This is a genomic window from Streptomyces sp. NPDC044002, assembly GCF_056434525.1.
The window spans coordinates 92,488-115,075 of record NZ_JBWKEZ010000010.1 but is presented as its reverse complement, the minus strand read 5'-3'; the positions used below and the strand labels follow the sequence as shown (position 1 = coordinate 115,075).

The 22,588-nt window shown below is 74.2% G+C and carries 21 protein-coding genes; 16 read left to right on the top strand and 5 right to left on the bottom strand.

Going from position 1 to position 22,588, the window contains the following annotated elements; all coding sequences use genetic code 11:
* Nucleotides 1-196: 196 nt before the first annotated feature.
* From AC07A6_RS10745 to AC07A6_RS10700, 10 genes are read left to right on the top strand one after another with little or no spacing between them, the layout of a single operon-like run.
* The gene (locus AC07A6_RS10745) at nucleotides 197-1,432 is read left to right on the top strand and encodes a class I SAM-dependent methyltransferase (RefSeq protein WP_385766418.1); all 1,236 of its coding nucleotides are present in this window, start codon (nucleotides 197-199) and stop codon (nucleotides 1,430-1,432) included.
* A complete protein-coding gene (locus tag AC07A6_RS10740; RefSeq protein WP_478776864.1) occupies nucleotides 1,429-2,226 on the top strand; it encodes a sugar phosphate nucleotidyltransferase in 798 nt (265 codons plus the stop codon). The genes AC07A6_RS10745 and AC07A6_RS10740 overlap by 4 nt, the downstream gene beginning before the upstream one ends.
* Nucleotides 2,223-2,870, top strand: a complete 648-nt coding sequence (locus AC07A6_RS10735) for a PIG-L deacetylase family protein (protein ID WP_478776863.1) — start codon at nucleotides 2,223-2,225, stop codon at nucleotides 2,868-2,870. The genes AC07A6_RS10740 and AC07A6_RS10735 overlap by 4 nt, the downstream gene beginning before the upstream one ends.
* A gap of 3 nt (nucleotides 2,871-2,873) precedes the next feature.
* Entirely contained in the window at nucleotides 2,874-3,899 is a 1,026-nt protein-coding gene (locus tag AC07A6_RS10730; protein WP_478776862.1) for an NAD-dependent epimerase/dehydratase family protein, read from the top strand.
* Nucleotides 3,887-5,170: a DUF4910 domain-containing protein gene (locus AC07A6_RS10725; protein ID WP_478776861.1), complete on the top strand. Its 1,284-nt coding sequence runs from the start codon at nucleotides 3,887-3,889 to the stop codon at nucleotides 5,168-5,170. The genes AC07A6_RS10730 and AC07A6_RS10725 overlap by 13 nt, the downstream gene beginning before the upstream one ends.
* Nucleotides 5,167-6,504, top strand: coding sequence for an MATE family efflux transporter (locus AC07A6_RS10720; RefSeq protein ID WP_386271803.1), 1,338 nt, complete (start codon nucleotides 5,167-5,169; stop codon nucleotides 6,502-6,504). The genes AC07A6_RS10725 and AC07A6_RS10720 overlap by 4 nt, the downstream gene beginning before the upstream one ends.
* Nucleotides 6,501-7,448: a glycosyltransferase family 2 protein gene (locus AC07A6_RS10715; protein WP_362471698.1), complete on the top strand. Its 948-nt coding sequence runs from the start codon at nucleotides 6,501-6,503 to the stop codon at nucleotides 7,446-7,448. The genes AC07A6_RS10720 and AC07A6_RS10715 overlap by 4 nt, the downstream gene beginning before the upstream one ends.
* Complete coding sequence (locus AC07A6_RS10710) at nucleotides 7,445-8,710, top strand: polysaccharide pyruvyl transferase family protein (RefSeq protein ID WP_478776860.1); 1,266 nt, start codon at nucleotides 7,445-7,447, stop codon at nucleotides 8,708-8,710. The genes AC07A6_RS10715 and AC07A6_RS10710 overlap by 4 nt, the downstream gene beginning before the upstream one ends.
* The gene (gene rfbC / locus AC07A6_RS10705; RefSeq protein WP_362471704.1) at nucleotides 8,707-9,258 is read left to right on the top strand and encodes a dTDP-4-dehydrorhamnose 3,5-epimerase; all 552 of its coding nucleotides are present in this window, start codon (nucleotides 8,707-8,709) and stop codon (nucleotides 9,256-9,258) included. The genes AC07A6_RS10710 and rfbC overlap by 4 nt, the downstream gene beginning before the upstream one ends.
* A gap of 7 nt (nucleotides 9,259-9,265) precedes the next feature.
* A complete protein-coding gene (locus AC07A6_RS10700; protein WP_362471707.1) occupies nucleotides 9,266-10,600 on the top strand; it encodes a glutamate-1-semialdehyde 2,1-aminomutase in 1,335 nt (444 codons plus the stop codon).
* Nucleotides 10,601-10,664: 64 nt separating this feature from the next.
* Here AC07A6_RS10700 and AC07A6_RS10695 read toward each other — a convergent pair whose 3' ends face one another.
* The gene (locus AC07A6_RS10695) at nucleotides 10,665-11,339 is read right to left on the bottom strand and encodes a phosphatase PAP2 family protein (RefSeq protein WP_478776859.1); all 675 of its coding nucleotides are present in this window, start codon (nucleotides 11,337-11,339) and stop codon (nucleotides 10,665-10,667) included.
* Nucleotides 11,340-11,461: 122 nt separating this feature from the next.
* On the opposite strand from AC07A6_RS10695, the gene AC07A6_RS10690 reads away from it, so the two are divergent.
* Complete coding sequence (locus AC07A6_RS10690) at nucleotides 11,462-12,706, top strand: cytochrome P450 (protein ID WP_478776858.1); 1,245 nt, start codon at nucleotides 11,462-11,464, stop codon at nucleotides 12,704-12,706.
* Nucleotides 12,707-12,725: 19 nt separating this feature from the next.
* Here the strand turns inward: AC07A6_RS10690 and AC07A6_RS10685 are convergent, their stop codons facing one another.
* A complete protein-coding gene (locus tag AC07A6_RS10685) occupies nucleotides 12,726-15,974 on the bottom strand; it encodes an ATP-binding protein (RefSeq protein WP_478776901.1) in 3,249 nt (1,082 codons plus the stop codon).
* 179 nt (nucleotides 15,975-16,153) lie between these two features.
* On the opposite strand from AC07A6_RS10685, the gene AC07A6_RS10680 reads away from it, so the two are divergent.
* Entirely contained in the window at nucleotides 16,154-16,495 is a 342-nt protein-coding gene (locus tag AC07A6_RS10680; RefSeq protein WP_478776857.1) for a type II toxin-antitoxin system PemK/MazF family toxin, read from the top strand.
* Nucleotides 16,496-16,562: 67 nt separating this feature from the next.
* Here AC07A6_RS10680 and AC07A6_RS10675 read toward each other — a convergent pair whose 3' ends face one another.
* The 3 genes from AC07A6_RS10675 to AC07A6_RS10665 all read right to left on the bottom strand — a co-directional run bounded on the left by AC07A6_RS10675 (nucleotide 16,563) and on the right by AC07A6_RS10665 (nucleotide 19,505).
* Nucleotides 16,563-17,303, bottom strand: coding sequence for a class I SAM-dependent methyltransferase (locus tag AC07A6_RS10675; protein ID WP_362471722.1), 741 nt, complete (start codon nucleotides 17,301-17,303; stop codon nucleotides 16,563-16,565).
* 302 nt (nucleotides 17,304-17,605) lie between these two features.
* Nucleotides 17,606-18,301 (bottom strand): response regulator, encoded by a 696-nt coding sequence (locus AC07A6_RS10670; RefSeq protein WP_478776856.1) that lies wholly within the window; start codon nucleotides 18,299-18,301, stop codon nucleotides 17,606-17,608.
* Between the two features lie 19 nt (nucleotides 18,302-18,320).
* Nucleotides 18,321-19,505 carry a sensor histidine kinase gene (locus AC07A6_RS10665; RefSeq protein ID WP_478776855.1) on the bottom strand — a complete coding sequence of 395 codons (1,185 nt, stop codon included), beginning with the start codon at nucleotides 19,503-19,505 and terminating at the stop codon, nucleotides 18,321-18,323.
* A gap of 282 nt (nucleotides 19,506-19,787) precedes the next feature.
* Here AC07A6_RS10665 and AC07A6_RS10660 point away from each other — a divergent pair, with 282 nt between their 5' ends.
* The 4 genes from AC07A6_RS10660 to AC07A6_RS10645 are packed head-to-tail and all read left to right on the top strand — an operon-like array spanning nucleotide 19,788 to nucleotide 22,520.
* On the top strand, nucleotides 19,788-20,525 hold the full coding sequence (locus tag AC07A6_RS10660) for an aggregation-promoting factor C-terminal-like domain-containing protein (protein ID WP_478776854.1): 738 nt from the start codon (nucleotides 19,788-19,790) through the stop codon (nucleotides 20,523-20,525).
* 51 nt (nucleotides 20,526-20,576) lie between these two features.
* Nucleotides 20,577-21,101: a hypothetical protein gene (locus AC07A6_RS10655; protein WP_478776853.1), complete on the top strand. Its 525-nt coding sequence runs from the start codon at nucleotides 20,577-20,579 to the stop codon at nucleotides 21,099-21,101.
* 5 nt (nucleotides 21,102-21,106) lie between these two features.
* Nucleotides 21,107-22,093, top strand: a complete 987-nt coding sequence (locus tag AC07A6_RS10650) for a penicillin-insensitive murein endopeptidase (RefSeq protein ID WP_478776852.1) — start codon at nucleotides 21,107-21,109, stop codon at nucleotides 22,091-22,093.
* A 28-nt stretch (nucleotides 22,094-22,121) separates the two neighbouring features.
* On the top strand, nucleotides 22,122-22,520 hold the full coding sequence (locus tag AC07A6_RS10645) for a hypothetical protein (RefSeq protein WP_478776851.1): 399 nt from the start codon (nucleotides 22,122-22,124) through the stop codon (nucleotides 22,518-22,520).
* The last annotated feature ends 68 nt before the right edge of the window (nucleotides 22,521-22,588 follow it).

The window sequence follows — 22,588 nt, the reverse complement described above, 5'->3', positions numbered from 1 at the left end:
CAGGGGGGGGGTGGGGGTGGGCGGGAACGGGGAGGAGGGGGGTTGGGGTCGGGGGTGGGGGGGGGAGTGGGGGGGGGGGGGGCCCCCCCCCCCCCCCCCCCCCCGGTCCGGCGGCGGGGAGGTCCCGCCGCCCGCTGGGGAACAAAGGACTGGCCCGGGGCGGGGCAACCCGCCGCGGGCGGGATGGGGGCAGTAGATGACACGATGCCGACTCTGCGGTTCGGCGGCGCTGGCGAGCGTCGTCGACCTGGGGGCGACCCCGCCGTGCGAGAGCTTCCTCGCCGCGGACCAGCTGGACCTGCCGGAGCCCGCGTACCCGCTGCACCTGCGGGTCTGCACGGACTGCTGGCTGGCGCAGATCCCGCCGCTGATCACGCCGGAGGAGACGTTCAAGGAGTACGCGTACTTCTCCTCCTTCTCGACCTCCTGGGTGGAGCACGCGCGGACGTTCGTCGCGGACGCCGCGCAGCGGGTGGGGCTCGGCCCGGACTCCTTCGTGGTCGAGGTCGCGAGCAACGACGGGTACCTGCTGAGGCACGTGGTGGACCGGGGGATCCGCTGCCTCGGCATCGAGCCGTCGGTGAACGTCGGCGCCGCGGCCCGTGAGGCGGGTGTGCCGACGCTCACGGAGTTCCTGGACCCGGCGACCGGCGCCGCCGTCCGCGCCGAGCACGGTCCCGCGGACCTGGTCGTGGCCAACAACGTGTACGCGCACATCCCGGACGTGGTCGGGTTCACCCAGGGGCTGCGCTCCCTGGTCGCCGACGACGGCTGGGTCTCGATCGAGGTGCAGCACCTGCTGACCCTGATCGAGGAGAACCAGTACGACACGATCTACCACGAGCACTTCCAGTACTACACGGTGGCGTCCGCGGCGCGGGCACTGGCGAGCGGTGGACTCTCGCTGGTGGACGTCGAGCTGCTGCCCACGCACGGCGGCTCCATCCGGCTGTGGGCGCGGCCGGCCGAAGTGGCCGGTGAGCCGTCCCGGCGTGTGGCGGAGGTGCTGGACCGGGAGAAGGCGGCCGGGCTCCAGGAGCTGTCCGGGTACGCGGAGTTCTCCGCCCGGGTGGCGAAGGTGCGCCGGGACCTGCTGCGTTTCCTCATCGAGGCGGCCGAGCGCGGTGAGCGGGTGGTCGGCTACGGCGCGCCCGGCAAGGGCAACACCCTGCTCAACCACTGCGGCGTCCGGCCCGACCTGCTCGCGTACACGGTCGACCGCAACCCCTACAAGCACGGCAGGTTCACCCCGGGCACCCGCATCCCGATCCTGGCGCCCGAGCAGATCGCCGCCGACCGGCCGGACTACGTCCTGGTCCTCCCGTGGAACCTGCGGGCGGAGCTGGTCGAGCAGCTGTCCTTCGTGCACGAGTGGGGCGGCCGCCTGGTCTTCCCCATCCCGGAACTGAGCATCGTCGAGGTGAAGTCGTGAAGGTCGTACTGTTCTGCGGCGGTTACGGGATGCGGATGCGCAGCGGGGCCGCGGACGACGTGCCGAAGCCGATGGCGATGGTCGGTCCGCGTCCGCTGATCTGGCACGTCATGCGCTACTACGCGCACTACGGGCACAAGGAGTTCATCCTGTGCCTGGGCTACGGCGCCCACCACATCAAGGACTTCTTCCTCAACTACGAGGAGACCACGTCCAACGACTTCGTGCTGCGGGGCGGGCGGACCGAGCTGCTGTCCACCGACATATCCGACTGGACGATCACCTTCGCGCAGACCGGCGTCGAGTCCCCGATCGGGGAGCGGCTGCGCCGGGTACGCCACCACCTGGACGGGGACGAGATGTTCCTCGCCAACTACGCCGACGTGCTCACCGACGCCCCGCTGCCGGAGATGATCGAGCGGTTCTCGCAGCGCGACGCCGGCGCCTCGATGACGGTGGTGCCGCCCCAGTCCTCGTTCCACTGCGTGGACCTGGGCGAGGACGGGCTGGTCGGGGGCATCACCCCGGTGAGCGAGCTGCCGCTGTGGGAGAACGGCGGCTACTTCGTGCTCCGCCAGGAGGTCTTCGACCACATCCCGGAGAACGGGGACCTGGTCGCCGACGGATGCGCCGCGCTGGCCAAGCAGGGCCGGCTGGTGGCGCACCAGCACCGGGGCTTCTGGAAGCCGACCGACACCGTGAAGGAGCGGGCCGCGCTCGACGAGGCCTACGCCCGCGGCGACCGCCCGTGGGCCGTGTGGGAGCGCGACGGCGCCGGGGCGGGGACCGCGTGATCAAGCTCAGTGCGGGGCGCGTGGACCGGGTCGTCGCGGTCGGCGCGCACTGCGACGACATCGCCATCGGCGCCGGCGGCACCCTGCTGACCCTGTGCGACGCCCGGCCGGGCGTCCGCGTGGACGCGCTGGTGCTCTCCGGCGGCGGCAGCGACCGGGAGCAGGAGGAGCGGGCCGCGCTCGCCGCGTTCTGCCCGGGCGCCGACCTGCGGCTGACGGTGCTCAAGCTGCCCGACGGCCGGATGCCGACGCACTGGGACGAGGCCAAGGCCGCGGTCGAGGAGCTGCGCGGGCGGACCGACCCCGACCTGATCCTCGCCCCGCGCACCGACGACGCGCACCAGGACCACCGGGGCCTCGCGCAACTGGTGCCCACCGCGTTCCGCGACCACCTGGTCCTCGGCTACGAGATCGTCAAGTGGGACGGCGACCTCGGCCGTCCGTCGGCGTACCAGCCGCTGTCGCCGGAGACCGCGGAGCGGAAGGTGCGGCTGTTGCAGGAGCACTACCCCTCGCAGCGGCACCGCCCCTGGTACGACCGGGAGGCCTTCCTCGGGCTGGCCCGGATCCGCGGCATCGAATGCCACGCGCGCTACGCCGAGGCGTTCGCCGTCACCAAACTCACTCTGAACCTGGGGGATTGAACCTTGCGCGTACTGCTGACCGGACACCAGGGCTACCTGGGCACCGTGATGGCCCCGGTCCTCACGGCCGCCGGCCACGAGGTCACCGGCCTGGACTCCGGCCTGTTCGCCGACTGCCTGCTGGGCCCGCGGCCCGCGGACCCGCCGGGGCGGCGGGTGGACCTGCGCGACGTCACCGCCGAGGACGTGGCCGGGGTGGACGCGGTGATCCACCTGGCCGCGCTGTCCAACGACCCGCTGGGATCGCTGGCGCCGCAGCTCACGTACGACATCAACCACCACGCGTCCGTGCACCTGGCCCGGCTGGCCCGCGACGCCGGCGTGCGGCGCTTCCTGTACGCCTCCACCTGCTCGATCTACGGCGCCGCGGGCGGCGACGCCCTGGTGGCCGAGGACGCCCCGCTGCGGCCGGTGACCCCGTACGCGGAGTCCAAGGTGCGGGTGGAGGACGACCTGCACGAGCTGGCCGACGGGGACTTCAGCCCGGTGTACATGCGCAACGCCACCGCCTTCGGCTACTCCCCCAGGCTCCGCGCCGACATCGTGGTGAACAACCTGGTGGGCCACGCCCTGCTGTCGGGCGAGGTGCTGGTGATGTCCGACGGCACCCCGTGGCGGCCGCTGGTGCACGCCGCCGACATCGCGCGGGCCTTCACGGCCGCGCTGGAGGCACCGCGCGAGGCGGTACACGACGAGGCGTTCAACATCGGCAGCGAGGCCAACAACGTCACCGTCGCCGAGATCGCCGGGCAGGTCGCCGACGCGGTGGCCGGCTCGAAAGTGGTGATCACCGGGGAGACCGGCGCCGATCCGCGCTCCTACCGGGTGGACTTCTCCCGGTTCCGGGACGCCGTGCCCGGCTTCGAGTGCGCGTGGACGGTGAAGCAGGGCGCGCTCGAACTCGCCGACGCCTACCGCGAGCACGGGCTGACCCGGGAGTCCTTCGAGCAGCGCTTCACCCGGCTCGCCGTGCTGCGCGCGGCGTCCGAGGCCGGCACGGTCGACGACACCCTGCGGTGGCGCCGGTGACCGCGCCCGGCCGCGAGATGCACGCCCTGGTGGAGCGGCTGTACCCGCTGTGCCGGAGCATCACCGGCGACGGCGTGCGCGCGACCCTGGACATCGTCGGCGAGTACCTGCCGCTGGAGGTGCACGAGGTGCCGACCGGGACGCGGGTCCTGGACTGGACGGTGCCGCAGGAGTGGAACATCCGGGACGCGTACGTCGCCGACGCTTCCGGGAAGCGGGTCGTCGACTTCGCCGCGTCCAGCCTGCACGTGCTCGGCTACAGCGTGCCGGTGTCAGCGGTCATGCCGCTGTCCGAACTGCGCCCGCACCTGCACACCCTGCCCGACCAGCCGTCCTGGGTCCCGTACCGCACCAGCTACTACAAGCCGGAGTGGGGGTTCTGCCTGGCCCAGGAGACCCTGGACGCGCTGCCGGACGGGGAGTACGAGGTGCGCGTCGACTCCACGCTCGCGGACGGCCACCTCACCTACGCCGAGCACGTGGTCCCCGGGCAGGTCGCCGACGAGGTGATCGTCTCCTGCCACGTCTGCCACCCGTCGCTGGCCAACGACAACCTGGCCGGCATCGCGGTGGCGGTCCACCTGGCCCGGTTGCTCGCGGAGCGGAACCCGTACTACACCTACCGGTTCCTGTTCGCGCCCGGCACCATCGGGGCGATCACCTGGCTGGCCCGCAACGCGGAGCGGATCGACCGTGTCAAGCACGGCCTGGTGCTGGCCTGCGCCGGCGACCGGGGGCAGCTGACGTACAAGCAGAGCCGGCGCGGTGACGCGGAGATCGACCGGGTGCTGCGGCACGTGCTGGCATCCTCCGGACGCCCGCACAGCGTGAAGGAGTTCACCCCGTACGGGTACGACGAGCGGCAGTTCTGCTCGCCGGGCTTCGACCTCGGCGTGGGCTCGCTCAGCCGCACCCCGTACGCCGGGTACCCCGAGTACCACACCTCGGCGGACAACCCGGACTTCGTCACCCCGGAGGCGATGGCGGACACCCTGGACCTCTGCCAGGAGGCGTTCGCCGTGCTGGACCGCAACCGGCGGTACCAGAACCTCAGCCCGTACGGCGAGCCGCAGCTGGGCCGGCGCGGGCTGTACGACTCGCTCGGCGGCCGCAGCGACGCGAAGGAGGCCCAGATGGCCATGCTGTGGGTGCTCAGCCTCTCCGACGGCGAGCACAGCCTGCTGGACGTCGCCGAGCGATCCGGGCTGGCGTTCGACACCGTGGCCGCGGCGGCCGGCGCGCTGCACGACGCCGGACTGATCAAGGCATGACGCAGGTGCCCACCGAGGGGGAAGAGACGACGGCACCGGCGGCAGAGGCGGCCCCGGCGGCCCCGGACGCGGACACCGCCCCGCGGACCGCCAAGCGGGCCGTCCTCGGCCGGCTGTCCTGGGGGCTCGCCGACCAGGCGGCCTCCAGCGTGTCCAACTTCGCGGTGGGCATCTACGTGGCGCGCTCGCTGGGGCTGGCCGCGTTCGGCGTGTTCAGCCTGGCCTGGGTGACGTACGGGGTGGTGCTGAGCGTCTCCCGCGGGCTGGCCACCGACCCGCTCGTGGTGCGCTTCAGCGGGGTGCCGGAGGCGTCCTGGCGCGGGGCGGTGGCCCGGTCCTCGGGTACCGCGCTCGGCGTCGGCACCGCCATCGGCGCCGTCTGCCTGGCGGTCGGGCTGGGCCTCGGCGGGCTCGTGGGCACCGCGTTCGCCTGCCTCGGCGTCGTGCTGCCGGGGCTGCTGCTCCAGGACGCCTGGCGGTACGCGTTCTTCGCCGCCGGGAACGGGCGCAAGGCCTTCGTCAACGACGTGGTGTGGGGCGTCGCGCTCGTCCCGGCCATGGTGGTCGCGGCGCGGGTGGGCAGCGTGGCCGCGTTCGTGCTCGCCTGGGGCGCGTCCGCCGCGGTGGCCGCGGCGTACGGCTGCCTCCAGTCCGGGATCCGGCCCCGCCTGGCCGGTGCCCGCGAGTGGGTCCGCGACCACCGCGACCTGGGCTACCGGTACCTGGTCGAGAACACCTGCGTCAGCGGCGCGGGCCAGCTGCGGGCGTACGGGCTCGGCGCGATCGTCGGGGTCAGCGCGGTGGGCGTGGTCCGGGGCGCCGAGCTGCTGCTCGGACCGTTCCTCGCCGTGCTGATGGGGCTGTCCCTGGTCACGGTCGCCGAGGCGGCCCGGGTGCTGCGGCGGGCCCCGCACCGCCTCGGCGTGTTCTGTCTCCTGCTCGGCGGCGTGCAGGCCGTCGCCGCGCTGCTCTGGGGCGCGGCCCTGCTGCTGGTGCCGGACGGGCTCGGCGGGCTCGTCCTCGGCGACGTCTGGGAGGGGGCCTCGCAGCTGATCGTGCCGGCCACCCTCGGCGTCGCGGGCGCCGGCCTCGGCACCGGCGCGGCGGCCGGGCTACGCGCGCTCGGCGCGGCCCGGCGCAGTCTGCGCAGCCAGTTGTTCGCCTCCGCCTGTTACGCCGCGGGCGGGCTCGGCGGTGCCGCCCTGGCCGGCACGGTCGGCTCGGCCTGGGGCGTCGCCGCCGCGACCGCCTGCGGCTCGGCCGTGTGGTGGCTGCACCTGCGGTCCGCCCTGCGCGAGCGCACGCATTCGATCCGCGAAGTGAGGACCTCATGAACGACCGTCCCAGGCTGAGCATCGGCCTGCCCGTCTACAACGGCGAGGAGTACCTCGCCGAGTCGCTCGACGCCCTCCTCGGCCAGACCTACGAGGACTTCGAGCTGGTCATCTCCGACAACGCCTCCACCGACGGGACCCGGGACATCTGTCTCAAGTACGCCGCGCGGGACTCGCGCATCCGCTACCTGCGGCTGCCCCGCAACATCGGCGCCGCGCCCAACCACAACCACGTGTTCACCGAGTGCCGCGGCGAGCTGTTCAAGTGGGCCTCGCACGACGACCTGTACGCCCGGGACCTCCTGAAGCGCTGCGTGGAGGCGCTGGACGAGCGGCCGGACGTGATCCTCGCGCACAGCGGCCAGGCCGTCATCGACGGCGACGGCCGGGTGAAGGTCCCGTACGAGTACGGGATCGCCACCGACTCGCCGAGCGCGCCGGAGCGCTTCCGCAGCTTCCTGTTCGAGCCCGGCGGCGACGACTTCTACGGGGTGATGCGGGCCGACGTGCTGCGCCGGGTGAAACCGCACGACAGCTACCACCACGCGGACCGCACCTTCGTCGCCGAGATCGTCCTGAACGGGCCCTTCCACCAGGTGCCGGAGCTGCTGTACTTCCGCCGCGACCACCCCACGCGGGCCGAGCGGGCGAACCCGGGCAAGCGCTCCCGGTGCGTCAACCTGGACCCGCGCCGGGCGGGTGCGCTGCACCCGACGCCCCGGCTGCTCGCCGAGTACGTCCTCGGGTTCCTCGGGGCGATCGGGCGGGCGCCGCTGTCCGCGGCCGACCGGCGGGCCTGCTACCGCCACCTGGCGGTGTGGATGGCCAGCCGGGCCCGGCCGGGCGCCGGCGAGCGGGTCGAGGACCGGGCCCCGGTCGTCCCGGCCCGCCTCGCGGTCTCCGTCGACGACCTCGTCGCCGGCCGTGAGGGGAGGGGGGCGTGAGCGCCGCGGGCGGATCCCCGGTGCGGGTCGGGGTGTTCGGGCTGCTCGGCTCCGGGAACCTCGGCAACGACGGGTCGCTGGAGGCCGTGCTCGGGTACCTGCGCGAGGCGCACCCGGAGGCGGCCGTGGACGCCCTGTGCGGCGGGCCCGAGGTCGTCTCGGCCCGGTACGGGATCCCCGCGACGCGGCTGCACTGGTACCGGGGCGAGTACCGGACCGCGTCCCGCGCGGGGGCGGTCGCCGGCAAGGGGCTGGGCAAGCTGGTCGACGTCGTCCGGACCGCCGCCTGGGTGCGCCGGCACGACGTGGTGATCGTGCCGGGCATGGGCGTCCTGGAGGCCACGCTGCCGCTGCGGCCGTGGGGCTTCCCGTACTCGCTGCTGCTGCTGTGCGCGAGCGGGCGGCTGCTCGGCACCCCGGTCGCGCTGGTCGGCGTGGGGGCCGCCCCGATCGGCGACCGGGCGACCCGGGCGGTGGTGCGCTGGTCGGCGCGGCTGGCCGCGTACCGGTCGTACCGGGACGGCCTGTCGCGCGAGGCGATGCGGGAGATGGGCGTGGACACCTCGCGCGACGAGGTCTACCCGGACCTCGCGTTCGCCCTGCCGACGCCGCCGGCGGGTACGCCATCCGGGGCGCCGGGGGTGGTGTGCGTCGGCGTCATGGACTTCCACGGCGGCAACGACGACCGGGCGCGGGCCGCGGAGATCCACCGGCGCTACCTGGACGGGACGATCCGGTTCGTCCGCGCGCTGGTCGCGGAGGGCAGGCCGGTCCGGCTGCTCACCGGCGACGCGTGCGACGTCCCGGTGGTCGAGGCGGTCCTCGAAGCGGTGGACTCGCCGCTGGTCACCGCCGCCGGGGCGGCCTCGCTGGACGGCCTGATGAGGGAGGCGGCGGCGGCCGACGCCGTGGTGGCGACCCGCTACCACAACCTGGTCTGCGCGCTGAAGGCCGGTACGCCGACGCTCGCGGTGAGCTACGCGGCGAAGAGCGACGCGCTGATGGCCCGGATGGGGCTGGACGCGTTCCGCCACCCGGCCCGCGAGGTCGACGCCGACCGGCTGCTCGGCCAGTTCCGGGAGCTGGAGGAGCGGTCGAAGGAGCTGCGGGAGACCCTCGCCGAACGGAACCTGGTCGCGTCCCGGCTCCTGAAGGACCAGTTCGCCGCCCTGACCGCGGCCCTGTTCCCGGCGGCCGGCCGCGCCGCCCGGGGCCGCGCCCACGCCCACGCCCACGCCCACGCCACGCGGGAGACCCGATGAAAGCGACCGAAGTCCCGGCGATCGCCGGCGCGTACCTCTTCGAACCGACGCCGTACGCCGACGAGCGCGGCTTCTTCTGCCGCACCTTCGACGCCGACGTGGTCCGCTCGGTGGGCCTGGACCCGCACGCGTTCATCCAGGACAGCGTCTCCCGTTCGGTGAGGGGCGTGCTGCGGGGCCTCCACCTGCGTTCCGGCGCCGGCGAGGCCAAGCTGGTGCGGTGCTCGTACGGGAGCGTGTTCGACGTGGTCGTGGACCTGCGGCCGGACTCCCCGACGTACCTGGGCCGGGCCTTCTTCGAGCTGTCCGGCGAGACGCAGGCGACCCTGTACATCCCGGCGGGGTGCGCGCACGGTTTCCAGGCGCTGACCGAGACCGCCGACACCTCGTACCGGATCGACCGTCCGCACGATCCCGCCGAGGACGTGACGATCGCCTACGACGACCCGGAGCTGGCCATTCCGTGGCCGCTGCCGGTCACCCTGATGTCCCAGCGGGACCGGGAGGCGCCGAGCCTCGCCGAGGTCCTGAAGCAGAACGAGAGCTGAGGCCGGCGTGGACACCGAAGACATCCGAGAGTTCGCGCTGCCGCGGTCGCGGGCGGCGAACGAGCGCCTGCACGCCCTGGTCCCGGGGGGCGCGCACACCTACGCCAAGGGCGACGACCAGTACCCCGAGGACCTGGCCCCGGTCATCAGCCACGGCCGCGGAGCCCACGTCTGGGACGTCGACGGCAACCGCTACGTCGAGTACGGCTCCGGCCTGCGGTCGGTCAGCCTGGGGCACGCCCACCCGCGCGTGACCGAGGCGGTACGGCGCGAACTCGACCGGGGCGGCAACTTCGTACGGCCGTCGGTGGTGGAGGTCGAGGCCGCGGAGCGGTTCCTCGCGACGGTGCCGACCGCCGAGATGGTGAAGTTCGCGAAGAACGGCTCCGACGCCACCACCGCCGCGGTACGCCTCGCCCGCGCCGCCACCGGGCGCCGACGGGTGGCGATCTGCGCCGACCATCCGTTCTTCTCCACGGACGACTGGTTCATCGGCACCACGCCGATGTCCGCCGGCATCCCCGACTCGGTCAACGAGCTCACCGTGAGGTTCCCCTACGGCGACCTGGCCGCCACGGAGGAGGTCCTCAGCCGGTACCGGGACGAAGTCGCCTGTCTGATCCTCGAACCCGCCACCCACAGCGAGCCGCCGCCCGGATACCTCGCCGGGCTGCGCGAACTGGCCCACCGGCACGGCTGCGTCCTGGTCTTCGACGAGATGATCACCGGCTTCCGCTGGTCCGAGGCCGGCGCCCAGGGCCTGTACGGCGTGGTCCCGGACCTCTCCACGTTCGGCAAGGCGCTGGGCAACGGGTTCGCCGTCTCCGCGCTGGCCGGGCGCCGCGAGCTGATGGAGCGGGGCGGACTGCGGCACTCCGGCGACCGGGTGTTCCTGCTGTCCACCACGCACGGCGCGGAGACGCACTCCCTGGCGGCCGCGATGGCCGTGCAGGCCGCCTACGCCGAGGAGGGGGTCACGGCGCGGCTGCACGCCCTCGGCGAGCGGCTGGCGGCCGGTGTCCGGGAAGCCGCGGCCGGCATGGGCGTCGGCGACCACCTGGTCGTCCGGGGCCGGGCCAGCAACCTGGTCTTCGCCACCCTCGACGAGAACGGGCAGCCGTCGCAGGAGTACCGCACCCTGTTCCTGCGCCGGCTGCTGGCGGGCGGGGTGCTGGCCCCGTCGTTCGTGGTGAGCAGCGCGCTCAGTGACGCCGACATCGACCACACCGTCGACGTGGTGGCCCAGGCGTGCGCGGTGTACCGCAAGGCGCTGGACGCCGGCGACCCCGGTCCCTGGCTGGGGGGACGGCCGGTGAAGCCGGTGTTCCGCCGCCTGGTGTGAGGTTCCGTGAGGTGAGGTGAGGTGAGGCGGTCGGCGGGCGCGGCGGGCGTGGCGTGGCGTGGCGTCAGCGGCGCTCGCGCCGGCCGGCGTCGGCCGTCCGGTCGACCAGCCACGCGGCCGCCGGGACCACCGCCAGAGCGGTGCACCAGCCGCCCAGCACGTCGGTCGGGTAGTGGGCGCCCAGGGCGACCTGCGCCCAGCCCATGGCGGCGCCGGCGAGCAGCGCCGCGGCGAGCACGAGCGAGGTGCCGGCCGTCCTGCCGAGGCCGAGCCGGCCGCTCGCCAGCAGGGCCCCCACGAGGGCGAGCGCGGTCGCGAAGGCGGTGTGCCCGCTGGGGAAGGACAGGTTGTCGCCGTGGATGGTGCGTCCCACCACGGACTTGAGCAGCGTCGCCGTCCCCACGGCCAGCGCGGCGCCGGCCACGACGAGCACCGCCGCGCGGGGCCTGCGGAGCAGCAGGCAGCCGGTCACGGCGGCCCCGACCAGCACCGCGGCTCCCACGGGCTCCCCCAGGAAGTCGGTCGCCAGGGCGACGTACCGCCAGGACGGCCCGACCCCGTACACCGCCGCCCCGATCCGCTCGTCCACCGCGCCGGGCTCGCCGGCGTCCGCGTACAGCACCCCGAGCCCGAGGACCGCCAGGGCGGCGAGCAGGGCGATCAGCCCGAGCCACAGGCGTAACGACGGGGGCACCACCGCGGGAGCCGGCCCGCGGTCCTTCTGCACGATTCCAAACACGCCAAAACCCTAACCAACGCCGCGTTCCCCCGGGCGGCATCGATGAAACCGGCGTGAAGCCGCGCTGAAGCCGGCGGGCCGCAAGCTCCGTGGACATCCGACGGACGCCACGAGAGGCCGCCATGAACGAGACCGTCCACCACCTGTCCCCCGACCGGCTCCAGGACCCCGCGACCGGTTACGCCGGCCTCGACGGCGGGGACGGCCTGCCCCGCGTCGTCCTCCCGGGCCTGCGTACGCCGGTACGGCTCGTCACCCGCTACGAGGACGTCAAGGCCGCGCTCACCGAACCCCGGCTGATCCGGGACCGGAGCAAGGTGCCCGGCGGCACGGACGGGCCCGACGCGCAGGACGAGCTGCTGGAGCCGCTGGGTGACCTCCCGCCCGAGTACGCGCGCTACGTCTCCGCGCACCTGGCCTTCCTCGACGGCGCGGAGCACGCCCGCCTGCGGACCCCGCTCACCCGTGCCTTCACCGCCCGGCGCGTCGCGGCCCTGCGGCCCTTCGTCGAGGAGAGCGCCGCGCGGCTGATCGGCGAGCTGGCCGGCCGGGAGGAGGCCGACCTGCTGAACGAGTTCGCGTACCCGCTGGCCACCTCCGTCATCTGCGAGCTGGTCGGTGTGGACGGGGCGGACCGGGCCCGGGTCTGCGACTGGATCCGGGACTTCGCCTACGGCGACGGCAGCAGGATGGGCGACGGGCTCGCCGGTGTCGTCGAGTACGTCAGGTCGCTGATCGCGAGGCGGAAGGCCGATCCGGCCGACGACCTGATCAGCTCCCTGCTCGAAGGGGCCGGCGAGGGCGGCGCCGGCGCACTCGACGAGGAGGAGATCACCGCCATGGTGTTCCTGCTCATCAACACCGGGATCACCCCTCCCGCCCTCTTCCTCGCCCACGCGGTCCTGGCCCTGCTCGACCACCCCGGCCAGCTGGCCCGGCTCCGCGCGGAACCGGAACTCCTCGGCCGGGCCGTGCCCGAACTCCTGCGCCACGTCACGCTCCTGCGGATCGGTGCCACGCTGTACGCCACCGAGGACTTCGCCTTCGCCGGTACCGGTCTGCGCAGGGGCGATTCCGTGACCGTGGCGCTGCTGGCCGCGAACCACGACCCGGCCGTGTACGGGGAGGCATCCGCACGGCTGGACGTCACCAGGGAGCCCGGGCGGGGCCGGGGCCACCTCGCGTTCGGGCACGGTGCGCACCTCTGCATCGGCGCCGCGCTCGGGAGCCTGGTGACGGGTGTGGTGTTCGAGCGGCTGCTCGTGCGGCGGCCCGTGCCGGAACTGGCCGTCGCCCGCGAGGAGCTGGAGTTCGGCCACTGGCCCGGGGACGGCTTCCACCTGGTGCGGCTGCCGGTGCGGCTGTGAACCCGGCCGGGTGAGCCGGTCAGCCGCGCTCCCCCGCCCCCTCCCCTTCCTCTTCCCGTTCCCGTTCCCGTTCCCGCAGCAGGCCGAGGGCCGCCCGGCGCAGTCCGTCCCGGTCCAGGGCGGCGTACCCGGACCTCGCGTCCTCGTACGCCGCCCGGTCGGCGCGGCGGGCCGCCTCCCGGGCGCGGGCGGAGGACATGGTCGGCTGGAAGGTCCGCAGGCACCGGAAGGACTCGGTCAGGGCGAGCAGCCGTACGCCGACGCCGACCGTGGCCGCGCGGTCCTCCGCGGCTCCCCGGACGAGGTCGGCCGTCCCCAGGGCGAGCAGCAGCGCGCCGCAGACGGGGAGGTCCGCCGGGGCGCCCCGCTCCAGCCGGTCCCGCGCGCGTTCCGGGAGGCGGGCGGTGAGCTCCTCGACCGGGCCGAGCCGGCCGTGGTGGGCGTGTGCGGCCACGGCGGCGGCGCGCAGCTCCAGGGCCCAGGGCTCCAGGTCCACGTCGAGGCCGAGGACCGGTCCGCCGGCCCGCCCGGGGAGGGCCGCGGCACGGCGCCAGAGCGTCAGGCCCCGCTCCGTCCCGCCCCGCGCGAGCTCGATCTCGGCACGGGCTCCCAGTTCGGGGGTCGGTACGTCTCCCGTCTCCTCCGGCCGGTTCCGCGCGGCCGGCTCCAGCCACCGTTCCGCCTCGTCCACGTCCCCCGTCTGGAGGTGGCCCAGCACCATGCCCCAGCGCAGGCCCAGGGTGTCGGGCCAGTCGCCGAGCGGGTCGAGGACGCGTACGGCCTCGGCCAGGTGGCGCAGTGCCTCCTCCCCCCGCTCCGCGCGCAGGCACAGCTCCCCCAGCCGGGACAGGGCGGTGACCTGGAGCCAGGGGATGCGGTGGTCCTCGACGGCGGCGAGCGTCCGCCGGGCGGCCGCCAGGGCCCGCTCCGGTTCGTGCTCGTTCTCCCACAGGTATCCGGCCAGTCCCTCGGCCACCCCGGCGAGCAGGGGCTCGCCGCTGCCGCGGAAGGCGTCCAGCCGCCCGCGGTCGCTGCCGAACACCTCGGGGGCGGCGCGCAGGAGGGTGGCGAGGGCCCTGGGGAGGGTGTCCGCGGGGGCCGGCGGCAGGCGGCGCAGGAGGGCGAGGAGGCGGGGCGGGGCGGGGGCTCCGCCCAGCAGCGGGCCGACGGCGAGCAGCACCGCGGCGGTGCGGGCGGCCTCGACGTGGGTGGGTTCCGGCCGGTGGTGCGAGAGCGCTGCGCCGGCTTCGGCCGCGAGGGGGATCAGCCGGGCGTAGTTCCCCTCGGTGGCCCACACGCTGCACAGCGCGGCGCCGGCCGCCGCGAGGGTGGGCGTGTCGCGGCGGGCGAGGGCGAGGCGCAGGGCGAGGACGAGGTTGTCGTGCTCGGCTTTGATCCCCCGCCACGCGGTGTACGGGTCGGGGCCGAAGGGCGCGTCGTGCCGGGCGAGGCCGAAGCCGCGCGCCCAGAGCAGGAACCGCCCGGTGACGTGTTCCGTCTCGCCGGCCCGGTCCCGGTGCGCGGCGGCGAATTCCCGTACGGTCTCCAGCATCCGGAAGCGGGTGTCGGTGCCGGTGCCGGTGTCGGTGTCGGTGCCGGTGTCGGTGACCTTGAGGAGGGACTGGTCGGCCAGGTCCGCCAGGACGTCCACGACGTCCAGGACCTCCGGGGCCGGGGGGAGGCCGTCACCGAGCACGTGCGCGGCGGCCTCGGCCGTGAAGCCGCCGGGGAAGACGGACAGGGCGCGCAGGGCCGTCCGCCCGGCGGGTTCGAGGAGGTTCCAGCTCCAGTCGACGACGGCGTGCAGGGTGCGGTGGCGCGGGGGCGCGTCCCGGGCGCCGCCGCGGAGCAGCCCGAACCGGTCGTCCAGGCGGCGGGTCATGTCCGCGACCGACATGACCCGGACCCGCGCGGCCGCCAGCTCCACGGCGAGCGGCAGCCCGTCCAGGCGGCGGCAGAGCTCCCCGACCTGCCGGGCGGGGAGTTCCACGCCGGGGCGCGCGGCCCGGGCCCGTTGTTCGAACAGCCGGACCGTCGTGGCCTGATCGAGCTCGGGCAGCGGGTGGACCGCTTCGGAGGACAGGCCGAGCGGTGCCCGGCCGGTGGTGAGGATCCGCAGGTCACGGGTGATGGCGACGAGGGCCCGGACCAGTTCGGCGGCGCCGTCCAGCACGTGTTCGCAGTTGTCCAGCACCAGCAGGGCCGGGCCGGGGCCGAGGGCGGAGGCGATGCCGGCCGGCAGGTCGGCGCGCGGGCCGGGGCGGCCCGGGGGCCCGCCGGGACGGGGCTCGGCGACGCCGAGGGCTGAGGCGACCTCGCCCGCCACGTCCGCGTCGCCGGTGACACCGGCGAGGGCGACCAGGTGGACGGTGCGGTGGGGCGCGTCCCGGGCGACGGCGGCGGCGAGGCGGGTCTTGCCGAGCCCGCCGGGTCCCACGATCGAGGTGACGCGGGAGGTGCGCAGCAGCCGCGCCACCGCGGCGATGTCCTCGGCGCGGCCCAGGAGTTCGTTGGGCTCGTGAGGTACTCCGCGGCGTACCGCCGGGGTGCCGGCCCGCAGCAGTTCCCGGTGCAGGGCGCGCAGGGCCGGCCCGGGGTCGGTGCCCAGGTCGTCGCGGAGTGCGCGGCGGTGGCGGTCGTAGGTGGCCAGGGCGGTGGGGGCGCCCGCGGTGGCGGCCTCGCACCGGACCAGTTCCAGCAGGAGTTCCTCGTCCCGGGGCAGTTCCCTGGCGAGTTCGGCCAGCGGTTCCAGCGCCTCGGGCTCCCGGCCGGTGCGCGCGAGTCCGAGTGCCCGGGCGCGGAGCAGCGAGCGGTGGGCCGGGCGGCGTCCGGCCCTGAGGGCGGACAGCGGATCGCCGGGTACGGGCTCCCCGTGCCCGGGGCCGCCCGCACCCCAGAGCGCCAGCCCCGCTTCGGCTTCGGCGAGGGCCCCGGCGTGGTCGCCGGAGCGGGACTTCGTCGCGCAGGCGGCGGTGTGCAGCAGGACGGCCGAGGCGTCGACCCGCTCCGCCCCGAGGGCGAGCCGGTAGCCGCCCGGCGTACTGGCGATGGCTTCGGGCCCCAGCTGCGTGCGCGCCCGCGAGACGAGGACCTGGAGCGCCTTGACCGGATGCGCCGGCCGCTCGTCGGGCCAGAGCCCGTCGATCAGCCGCGCGGTACCGCATCCGGCGCGCAACTCGCCGGCGAGCAGGGCGATCAGTGCCCGCATCCGGGGTGCCGTGATCTCCCTGCCCCGGAAGGCGACCGTCGTGAGGGTGGTCAGCTCCATGGTCACCGGACCAGCCTAGTGCCCCGGCCGTAGACCGTGATCTTCATGTCCGGTTCACGGCCTGCCGGTGGCAGTGGCCGGCCAGGGCCCGGTCACGACGTGCGAAGCTGGGCCACATCCCTTCCGTGTCCCACTCGGGGCACACGGCGTTCACCCGCCGGCTCGGGCCAGGAGGACACATGCGACGCGGCGAAATCTGGTGGGTCGACTTCGACGAGCGACGCCCGGTCGTGCTGCTGTCGGACGAGGAGTCGTCCGGGTTCCGAGCGATGCAGGTCGTCGCTCCGGCGGGCGTCGACATCGGCGGCCTCGCCGTCGAAGTGGCCGTGGGCCCCCTGGAAGGAGTGCCCTTCGAAGGCGTGCTGCGGTTCGCGCTCCCGCGTCCGGGCTTCACTCCTTGCACGTGGCTGACCACTGTGGCCCGGGACGACCTGGTCGAGCGGGCGGGCGTGTTGTCCCCGGCGAAACTCGGCGAGGTCGGAGAAGCCCTCCATGCCGCTGGACAGGCAGGGAGTGGATGACGGCGGCCCCCGGAACGGCGGACGGGCCCGGCCCCCGAGGGGGCCGGGCCGGTGTCCGGTACCTCGGTCAGGCGGTGCAGCGGATCATCGTCAGCGGGCGGTTGGAGGTGTAGTCCGCCCAGTACTCCTCGCCGTACTTCTCCAGGCCGGTGTCCGAGACTTCGAGGGTGACCCACTCGACCCCGGTGAACCCGGCCGCCTTCAGGGTCTGCTCGTACGTCTCCTTCGAGGGCACGGTGGCCTCGAAGGAGACCGGCGGTTCGAGCAGGGCCGTGAGCCGGATCCCGACGCCGATCTCGTTGTCCTTGCCGGTCGATTCGAGCAGGAACCCGTACTTCTCCAGCGACGGGCCGCCGAAGTCGTAGCCGGGGTCCTGCACGAACAGGTGGAACGCGCCGCCGGGCACGAGGCTGCGCCGGATGTTGCGCATCATCTGCTCGATCTCGGCGACGTCGCCCGCGTAGTTGAACGCCTGCACGGCGACGGCCACGTCGAACGGCTCGTCGAACTCGCGCAGGGTGGTCGTGTCCGCGACCTCGTAGTCGATGCCGAGGCGCTCGGCGTCCTCGATCGCCTTGGCCGCGTCCACCATCGCGCCGGAGATGTCGAAGCCGAAGACGCGCGAGGCGCCGCGGCGCTTGAGCTCACGGCTGTAGAAGCCGGTGCCGCAGGCGATGTCGAGCACGGACTTGCCGGTGACGTCGCCGACCAGGCCGAGGAAACCCGGTACCTCGGCGTAGCGGATGATGGGCAGGGTCTTGAAGCCTTCGAACGCTTCGCCGATTCCGTCGTACAGCTGACCACTCATCGCAGTGGTTCCCCCATCGTTCTATGGCGTCGGCTCCCATGACGAGCCGCGGCCCTCGGCGGGAAGTCTGCTCCGTGGGCGACGGGACTTCGTACTGGCGGAACACACGAACCTGCTGGTCATGTCACCGAGGTGCGCACAAAGGGACGCTTCCCCCAACGCGCTTGCGGGGCAGCCGGATTGGGACGGCCGCCGGCTTCCGCTTCCGCCTTGATGATCAAGGACGGCCATGGGGTGCGGGCCGCCCCGCCCTTCCGCTTCGGCGCGGCGGCGGGGGGCCCGGAAAGGACCCCGGCAGCGGCTCAGCAGGGGTGGCCGACGGGCCTGCCGGGAACCACCAGTCCGGCTTCGTACGCGACGGCGACCGCCTGGGCACGGCTGCGCAGGCCCAGCTTGGTCATCGTGCGGTGCAGGTGCGTCTTGACGGTGGCCTCGGTGACGACGAGTTCGGCGGCGATCTCGTCGTTGCCGAGCCCCCTGGCCACCAGCCGCAGCACGTCCTGTTCCCGGTTGGTGAGCCGGGACAGGGTGCGGTCGTCGCCGCGCGGGCCCTCGGTGCGCGCGCTGTAGGCCTCGATGAGGCGCCGGGTCACGGCGGGCGCGAACAGCATGTCGCCGCCGGCGATCGTGGTCACCGCGGAGATCAGCCGCTCGGGCGGGGTGTCCTTGAGGAGGAAGCCGCTCGCGCCCGCGCGCAGTGCCGCGTACACGTACTCGTCCACGTCGAAGGTGGTGAGCACGATGATGCGCGACCGGGTGCCCTGCTGGCCGGCGAGGATGCGTTCGGCGGCGGTGATGCCGTCGATGCCCGGGAGCCGGATGTCCATGAGGATCACGTCGGGCCGGTGGGCCAGTGCGGCGGCCACCGCGGATTCGCCGTCCGAGGCCTCCGCGACCCCGGTGAACCCGGGTGCGGCGCGCAGCAGTGCGGCGATGCCTCCCCGGATCAGGTCCTGATCGTCGACAACGAGCACGTCCGTCACTGTCGTCCCCCTCATGTCCGGTCACGGCCGGGCGCTACGCGTCCTCCGGGAGCTCCGAGCCGGTCGGAAGGGAGAGGCGGACCTCGAATCCCCCTTCACCCAGAGGCCCGGCGGACAGCCTGCCGCCGCAGATCCTCACCCGTTCCCGCATGCCGATCAACCCGTGTCCGGACCCCGGAGCGGCAATGGCCGGTTTCCCCTCGCCCCCGTCGTCGCGCACCGAGATGGCCAGCCGGTCCGGCAGATAGGCGATCCGTACCTCCACGCGGGCGCAACGGGCGTGTTTCACCACATTGGTGAGGGCTTCCTGGAGCACCCGGTAGGCACACACCTCCAGGCCCGGATCGAGTTTCCGGGGCACACCCGTTGTCCGTATGTCGACGCTCACTCCCGCCGCTCCGACGCGGCGGGCGAGCTCGTCCACCCGGCTGAGTTCCGGCAGCGGGCCGAGCGGTGCGGACGACGGGTCCCCCGCCGGGCCCAGGTCGACCCGGAGCACGGTGAGCAGCCGGCGCAGTTCGCCCAGCGCGTCGCGGCTGGCGCCCGCGATCGTGGTGAGGGCCGACCGGGCGGTGGCGGGGTCCGAGGCGAAGACGTAGTCGGCGAGTCCGGCCTGGACGGAGATCACCGACATGTGGTGGGCGACCACGTCGTGCAGCTCGCGCGCGATGTGGATCCGCTCGTCGACCACCGCGCGCCGGGCCCGTTCGCGCTGCTCGTGGGCGAGCGCCTCCGTGAGCCTGACCAGTTCGAGGTTCTGCAGGGCGACCTGGCGCCGTCCGCGGCCGAAGACCAGGCAGACGACGGGGACGATCACCGCCTGTGCGAGGACCAGCAGCGGGCTGAGGCCGCCCGCGAACCCGCTGAACAGGACGGTCGCCGCGGCGAGGCCGGCGCCGGGCGCCGACACCCGCAGCGGGCACCTGGACGCGGCGTTGACCAGGGCGACGGGGATCGCCCACCAGTTCAGCGAGGGCTGGTAGCCGGCGGCGAGGTAGAGCGAGTACCCGAGGCAGCAGACGGCCAGCGCCGTCATCGGCCGCGCCCGCCGGACGATCAGCGGCAGCGCCGTGAGGCAGGTGAGCAGGTACGCCGGGACGTCGAACGGCGCCCAGTCGGCGTGGGGGTACTCCTCCCCCGCGACGCACCCGCCCACCGCGAGGACGACGGGGAGCGCGCTGTCGAGGAGGGCTTGCCGCAGGCGTGACCGGGTGCTCATCGCTGGAAGGTATGCGGATCCGGCGGGGGCGTCGTCCACCGTGGGGTTGATCCCGGCGGGGGCGGCGGGGCGGACCGGTGACGTCAACCCGGGGGTGTGCCCCGGACGTCAACCGCCGGGTTGAGGCGGGCCCGGACGTCAACTCCTCGGCTGACGGCGGGCGTCGCGAAGCTCAAACCGTCAGCGGACGTCCGGGCGGGGGGCCCGCTCCTAGCCTTCTCACCGTCAAGTCCGGCGGCCACCGGGGCCGAAGGTCCCGGTCCCCTTCCCGAGGAGCCACGAGTGAGGCCGATTTCCGCTGTCCGAATACCGTTCCTGGCCTCCGGGGGTGCGACGGCGGCCCTGCTGGTCACCATGCTGGGCGCGCACGACGCGAACGCGGCCGACCCGGTCCGCGTGGAGCAGTCCAACCTGGCGGGGCTGGGCTACCTGGCCGCGGACCGGGTGGACGGGGTCGACGGCCCCGCGACGCGGTCCGCGCTGCGGGACTTCCAGGGCTACAACGGCCTCGACGCGGACGGCAAGTACGGCGCCCGAAGCGAACTCGCCCTGCACCGGCAGGTCGAGGCCGTGCAGGCCAGGGCGGGGGTCGCGGCCGACGGGGTCTTCGGGGCCGGCACCAGGTCGGCCGTCAAGCGGTGGCAGAGCTCCCACGGGCTCGGCGCCGACGGGACCGCGGGGCCGGCGACGATGTCCGCGATGGGGGTGGCCCGCACCGTCAGGATCGCGGCGCAGAAGCAGTTCGGCGCGCACGGCTGGACCGTGGCGGCGCAGTTCGGCTGCCTGAACGACCTCTGGAACGGCGAGAGCGGCTGGCGGGTGTACGCCACCAATCCGAGCAGCGGTGCGTACGGGATCCCGCAGGCGCTGCCGGCCACCAAGATGGCGAGCGCCGGCGCCGACTGGAAGACCAATCCGGCCACCCAGATCAAGTGGGGCCTGAAGTACATCGACGACCGGTACGGGACGCCCTGCAACGCGTACAAGGCCTGGAAGTCCCGCTCACCGCACTGGTACTAGCCCTTCCGCCCTTCCGCACGAACCCCGACCACACCATCCGAGGAGTACTCCATGCGCACCCTGCACCGCTTCGCCGTGACCGCGGGCGCCATCGGCGCGGCCACCGTACTGGCCCTGCCCGGCAACGCGTTCGCCGTCTCCAAGCTCTCCCAGTCCCAGGCGGCCTCCCAGCTGCGGGCGGCCGGCGTCACCTGGTCCTCCAGCGGCAACTGCACGGACCGGCAGAACCCCACCTGCACTTCCTTCGAGCAGATCAACCAGGCCTCCGTCACCGGGCTCAAGACCCTCAAGAGCGCGAGCAGGTGCGCGATCAACGTCACCGGAGCCACGGAGGTCGGCCACGACCGCACCTTCCGGTACAGCCACGAGAAGGGCTACAAGGTGGACATCGGCACTCCGAACGACTGCCTGAAGAACTACATCGAGCGCAGCTTCACCCGCCTCGCCCCCAGGGGCACCTACCCCCGCTACCGGTCCTCGGCGGGCAACGTCTACACCTGGGAGAAGAACAAGAACCACTGGGACATCACCTTCTGCGGCGGCGTCGCGGCCTGCACGGCCGAGGCCAGCCGGTGACCGCGATGCGCTGGTCCCGAACCTCCCGGAGGGCGGCCGCGCTCGTCGTCCCGGCCGCCGTCCTGATGGCGCTGGCCGGGCCCGCCCAGGAGTCCCTCGCCTACGGGCGCGCCCAGTACCCCGCGCAGTCCGCGGGCAACCGGGGCACCGACGTCCTGGCCCTCCAGCGGCTGCTCGCCGCCAAGGGGCAGTCCGCCCCGGCCGACGGGGTGTTCGGGGCGTCGACCACGGCGGCCGTCAAGCGCTTCCAGGCTTCGCACAAGCTCGCCGCCGACGGCATCGTCGGCGCCGCCACCTGGGCGGCGCTGGCCCCCACGCTGAGGGAGGGCGCCTCGGGGCCCGCCGTGTCCGCCCTGCAGAGCGAGCTCAACGCCAAGGCCGGGGCCGGCCTCGGCGTGGACGGGAAGTTCGGGGACGGGACCAAGGCGGCGGTGCGCAGGTTCCAGACCGCGGCGGGGCTGACCGCCGACGGCGTCGTGGGCCCGGCTACCTGGAAGAACCTGCTCTGGCACTACGAGCGCGTCACCTTCTCCGGGAACAACCTGTGCGACCAGAACCCGGACGGGAACAAGACGGCGAACTGGGGCACGGCCGCGGCCGTCGCCCAGCTGGAGGCCGCCGGACGCGCCTTCGCCTCCGCCGGCCGCGGCCGGGTCCCGGTGGGCGACCTCGGGCTGGAACTGGGCGGGAACATCCCCGGCCACGCCAGCCACGAGCAGGGCCTGGACGCGGACCTGTGGCCCGTCCGCGACGACGGCGCGCAGTGCACCGCCGCCCGGATCACGTGGAAGTCCGCCGCCTACGACCGGGCGGCCACCCGCCGCCTCGTCCAGGAGATCCGCCGGGCCGCGCCCGGGCACGTCAAGACCGTCTTCTTCAACGACCCCCAGCTGATCTCCGAGGGCCTGACCACCTCGTGGGCCGGCCACGACAACCACCTGCACGTGCGCTACTGCGAGCCCGCCCACCCCAGCGCCGCCTACCGGTGCTGACCGCGACCTTCCGGAGGAGAACACCGTCGTGAACACCATCCGCACCACCGCCTTCGCCACGGCCGGCATCGCCGCCGCCGCGGGCCTGCTGGCCCTCGCCGCGGCTCCGGCCTCGGCGGCCGCGCCCCACGGCTGCGCCTCGGGGTCCGTCTGCTTCTACCTGAAGAAGACGGACTACGACGCCAACCGCCCCACCGCGACGTACCGGGACGTCACCAGCGGCTTCGTGACCCTGGGGGCCCGCGGCAAGGGGGCGAAGGCCGTCGTCAACAACCGCGGCAGCCTGGTACGGATCCGCTTCCTCGACGGCGGGAGGTCGTACACCACCTGCATCGGCCCCCGGAAGACCTGGGCCCCGGTGCAGCCCGGGTTCACACTGACCGCCGTGAGGCTGGAGAGCGCCCCGGCCTGCCGGAACAGCCCCTGAGGGCCGGGCCGCGCAGGACGGGGAACCAGGGCGCCCGGGGCCGGGCCGGTGCGGGTGTCGGGGGCACC

Coding starts and splice junctions, on each gene's coding strand:
- AC07A6_RS10745 (WP_385766418.1), top strand. CDS start 197: ATGACACGATGCCGACTCTGCGGTTCGGCGGCGCTGGCGAGCGTCGTC.
- AC07A6_RS10720 (WP_386271803.1), top strand. CDS start 5,167: ATGACGCAGGTGCCCACCGAGGGGGAAGAGACGACGGCACCGGCGGCA.
- AC07A6_RS10715 (WP_362471698.1), top strand. CDS start 6,501: ATGAACGACCGTCCCAGGCTGAGCATCGGCCTGCCCGTCTACAACGGC.
- rfbC (WP_362471704.1), top strand. CDS start 8,707: ATGAAAGCGACCGAAGTCCCGGCGATCGCCGGCGCGTACCTCTTCGAA.
- AC07A6_RS10690 (WP_478776858.1), top strand. CDS start 11,462: ATGAACGAGACCGTCCACCACCTGTCCCCCGACCGGCTCCAGGACCCC.
- AC07A6_RS10685 (WP_478776901.1), bottom strand. CDS start 15,974: ATGGAGCTGACCACCCTCACGACGGTCGCCTTCCGGGGCAGGGAGATC.
- AC07A6_RS10680 (WP_478776857.1), top strand. CDS start 16,154: ATGCGACGCGGCGAAATCTGGTGGGTCGACTTCGACGAGCGACGCCCG.
- AC07A6_RS10675 (WP_362471722.1), bottom strand. CDS start 17,303: ATGAGTGGTCAGCTGTACGACGGAATCGGCGAAGCGTTCGAAGGCTTC.
- AC07A6_RS10670 (WP_478776856.1), bottom strand. CDS start 18,301: ATGAGGGGGACGACAGTGACGGACGTGCTCGTTGTCGACGATCAGGAC.
- AC07A6_RS10665 (WP_478776855.1), bottom strand. CDS start 19,505: ATGAGCACCCGGTCACGCCTGCGGCAAGCCCTCCTCGACAGCGCGCTC.
- AC07A6_RS10655 (WP_478776853.1), top strand. CDS start 20,577: ATGCGCACCCTGCACCGCTTCGCCGTGACCGCGGGCGCCATCGGCGCG.
- AC07A6_RS10650 (WP_478776852.1), top strand. CDS start 21,107: ATGCGCTGGTCCCGAACCTCCCGGAGGGCGGCCGCGCTCGTCGTCCCG.